Source organism: Emticicia sp. (assembly GCF_049241225.1).
In the GTDB taxonomy this organism is placed as follows: Bacteria; Bacteroidota; Bacteroidia; order Cytophagales; family Spirosomataceae; genus Emticicia.
In genome coordinates this window covers 19479-23216 of record NZ_JBMLRC010000339.1, presented here as the reverse complement: position 1 = coordinate 23216, position 3738 = coordinate 19479, and the positions used below count along the sequence as shown (strand labels likewise).

The window sequence follows — 3738 nt, the reverse complement described above, 5'->3', positions numbered from 1 at the left end:
CAGCGACCTACTGATTACAAGTCAGTTGCTCTATCAGCTGAGCTATGGAGGCAATTTACTATAAAGAGTTTTGAATTGTGTTCGTCTCTCTGTTATTGTGGTGCAAAATTAGTGTGATATTAAATATTACGCAAGTGTTTTATAAACTTTTTTTAAGCTTTTTGCACAACTTTGAGGTAAGTATTTGGAAGTCAGTGATTTAAAAAGTAAAAATTTTTCAAAAAAAATAGAGGCACCTACCGATACCTCTATTTTTTGTATGAATTACTCGCCAGCGGCGATGATAATTTTTAATTTTTGTTTTAATTCAGCAAGTTCTTTTTCTGCTCCTTTTATTTTGGTTTCGTATTCTGCACGAACCGAAGCCGCATTTTTAGAACGAGCAAAGAACTCGATGTTGTTTTGCCACAAATGAATATCATCTTCGATGGCTTTCATCTTACGACGAATATCGTTTTCTTTTTTATCCAACTCTTTCGAGCCGCCTTTATCGCCTTTGGTTACGACCTCAACTTCGTTTTGGAGTACCATTTTCTCTTTCTCTGCACCGCTGATGCCTGTGCTACCTTTCACGAATGAATTAATGGCATCAACAAATCGGCGTTGGATATTTTGCATTTCTTTGCGAGGTACAAAACCGATGGCATTGTACTGAGCCTTGAACTCAGAAAGTTTACCAAGTTGCGTATCTCCACTCTTAGCCAAAGCTTCGATTTCTTCACAGATAGCAATTTTTTGCTTCAAGTTTTCTTCGTATTCTAACTCGATGGCGTTGCCTTTAGCACGTTTTCCATTGAAAAACTCATCACAAGCTTTTTTGAATCGCTCGTAGATTTTATCTTTCATTTTTTCTGGAACGTGGCCAATTGTTTTCCAAGTTTTTTGAAGTTCAACTACTTTATCAGTAAAAGATGCCGAATAATCTTCTGAAGCAACCAAAGTTTCTACTTGTTCGCAAAGAGCAATTTTCGCTTTGAGGTTTTCTTCTCTTTGAGCTTCTAATTTTGCAAAGAAATCGCCTTTATTACGGAAGAAGGTTTTCAACAAGCCCCAGAAATCACGGCTAATGTCTTTTCCTTTTTCTTTTGGCATAGCACCTTTAATCGCATTCCACTGGTCTTGGATTGCCATTACCTCTTTGGTTTTGGCGTTCCATTCGTTGATGCTATCGGTGTTGAACTCAATGTATGGTTTAAGATTTTCTACCAAACGAAGTTTCGCAGCGTAGATTTCTTCTTGTAACTGATTTGTTTGGGCCGATTGCTCACGACGTTTGTTGTGAATAATATCAAAGGCTGCTTTCAGACGCTTCCAAAGTTCATCTTGAGCTTCGCGAGCGGCAGGACCAATGTGTTTGTATTCTTCCAACAAATCGTTTGCTTGGCGTAGCGTTGTATTACTCAAACCGCCTTCTTCGATTCCTTGAGCAATGGCTTCGATTTTCACAACGATGTCAGCCTTAGCCGTAAAGTTTTTCTTACGGTCGAGGTCTTTGAGTTCGTTTTGGATATGGCGAATGCTGAAATATCTATCAACCAAAGCATTATAAGCCGACCAAAGTGTGGTATTGTGCGGAGAATTTACATTTCCTGCATTTTTCCAATCTTCTTGAATTTTCTTAAATTCTTGCCAGTTGCTTTTTGTGCCGCCTTTTTCTTCTTCATCAACCACTTCACGGAGGCGTTGTAATAATTGAGTTTTTCGCTCGAAATAATCTTCTTTTAATCTTTCGATTTTTTGGAAGAATGAATTTTTAGCATCTCTGATTTGAGCATTCAAAGATTCGAAACGAACAACGTAATTATCGTTTTTGTATTCGAAACCTTCGTTGTTGCCATTATCAGCAATATATTTTTTCAAAGCCTCGGCTTTTTCGCGTGCTTTCAGGTCATCAAAAATTGGCTTGATTTCACGCATCACGACATCAGCATTTTTTACATCTGATACGCTTACGCCTTCTGCCTTGATTGACGCCAAAAGTTTTTCGCCGAGGTCAACAAAATCTTTTTTGGTGAAGCTGCTATAATCAACTTCTTCTTGAGGAGTTACCTCTTCGATTGGCTCAATGGCCAATTCTGCTTCGTCGGCCAATGGCTCAATCGAAGCAATTATATCTTCGCTATGAGCAACTGCTATTGGCTCTTCTACTGGAGCAGATGCTTCGGTTGCTGGGGTTTCTTCGATGGTACTTTCTACTGCTTCCGTTATTTCCGACGCCACACTTTCTACCTCTGCAACAGTTTCGCTTGCCACTTCTGTAACTGTGTCAATTGTTTCGGTTGCTGTATTCTCAACGGTGTTTACTGCTTCTTCAACCGCATTTTCGGTTGCGTTTTCGATTGTGTCTTTTTGCTCGTTCATATTATCTTTGGCTGTTTCCTCAATGGTTTTACTTTCTACATTTTCTGTAGAATTTTCTACTGTTGCCGAAGGGGTTTCTTCGTTGGCAGTAGCATCCGTGGCATTTTCTGTCAAATCCAATTCTTTATTGGTCATTTTTGAATGTTCTAAAAAGTTCTCATTAGATTTGCAAATGTAATAAATTTATGAAGGAATTACCGAAGGTTTCAAAAACTTCATTCCTTATATATGTTATATACGAAAAAAAACTTAAAAACGTTGCAAACTAATGAATAAAACAGATGTTGCTGCCCTTAGGCAATCATATACTCGAAACGAACTGTTAGAAGAAAATGTTTTAAAGAATCCAATTAAACAATTTGAGAAGTGGTTTACGGAAGCTTTGAATGCCCAAATTTTAGAACCCAATGCCATGACACTTTCAACTGTTTCGGCGGGAAAACCGCACGGAAGGATTGTTTTATTGAAAGGATTCGACGAAAACGGCTTCACTTTCTACACAAATTATAAAAGTAATAAAGGAAATGAAGTAGCCGAAACGCCTTTTGCATCGTTGACTTTTTTTTGGGGAGATTTGGAGCGTCAGGTACGTATCGAAGGAAGTATAGAAAAAGTGAGTGGCGATGAATCGGATGAGTATTATCACTCACGTCCTCGTGGTAGTCAGATTGGAGCTTGGGTATCGAATCAAAGTTCGGTCATTGAAAGCAGAGAGGTTATCGAACAACGCCTGAGTGAATTGGAAAATGAGTTTAAAGACCTCGAAGTTATTCCAAGACCAGCTCACTGGGGTGGCTATTGTGTAAATCCCGAGAGAATTGAGTTTTGGCAAGGTCGCCCGAATCGTTTACACGACCGAATTTTGTTTACAAAAGTTGGTGACAATTGGAAAATTGAAAGACTTTCTCCGTAAATTTAATGATTGAATGAGCGAATGCCTCAATGATAGAATAAACATATATAGAATATATTCTTTCTGTATTCACTCATTCTATCATTCACTCATTCAAAATTGCATTTATTTCAACCTAAAAAACTATAAATCATGCGTTACGACTTCATTATTATAGGAGCTGGTTCGGCGGGCTGTGTGTTGGCCAATCGGCTTTCGGAAGACCCCAATAATAAGGTTTTGTTATTGGAAGCCGGTGGACCCGACAAAAAAATGGAAATCCATATTCCAGCTGGCTATGCCAAACTATTTAAATCAGAAGTCGATTGGGGGTATAGTACCGAACCCCAAAAACACGTATTGAACAGAAGAATTTATTTGCCACGTGGCCGAACTTTGGGTGGCAGTAGCTCGACCAACGCCATGGCGTATGTGCGAGGAAACAAAGAAGATTATAATGATTGGGCAAAATTTGGAAATAAAGG

At 38.7% G+C, this 3738-nt stretch carries 3 protein-coding genes; 2 read left to right on the top strand and 1 reads right to left on the bottom strand.

Annotated features, from left to right (window positions below):
• Window positions 1-264: 264 nt before the first annotated feature.
• Window positions 265-2496 carry a DUF349 domain-containing protein gene (locus ACOVO2_RS18115; RefSeq protein ID WP_421771329.1) on the bottom strand — a complete coding sequence of 744 codons (2232 nt, stop codon included), beginning with the start codon at window positions 2494-2496 and terminating at the stop codon, window positions 265-267.
• Window positions 2497-2629: 133 nt separating this feature from the next.
• Between ACOVO2_RS18115 and pdxH the strand changes: the two genes are divergently transcribed.
• Together pdxH and ACOVO2_RS18105 are read left to right on the top strand one after the other, a co-directional pair.
• Window positions 2630-3274 (top strand): pyridoxamine 5'-phosphate oxidase, encoded by a 645-nt coding sequence (gene pdxH / locus ACOVO2_RS18110; protein WP_421771328.1) that lies wholly within the window; start codon window positions 2630-2632, stop codon window positions 3272-3274.
• A 132-nt stretch (window positions 3275-3406) separates the two neighbouring features.
• Window positions 3407-3738 (top strand): GMC family oxidoreductase N-terminal domain-containing protein (locus ACOVO2_RS18105; RefSeq protein WP_421771327.1); only part of this gene is annotated, 332 nt, incomplete at its 3' end.

Excerpts from the sequence above, each read along its gene's own strand:
- pdxH (WP_421771328.1), top strand. The coding sequence starts at position 2,630 with ATGAATAAAACAGATGTTGCTGCCCTTAGGCAATCATATACTCGAAAC.
- ACOVO2_RS18115 (WP_421771329.1), bottom strand. The coding sequence starts at position 2,496 with ATGACCAATAAAGAATTGGATTTGACAGAAAATGCCACGGATGCTACT.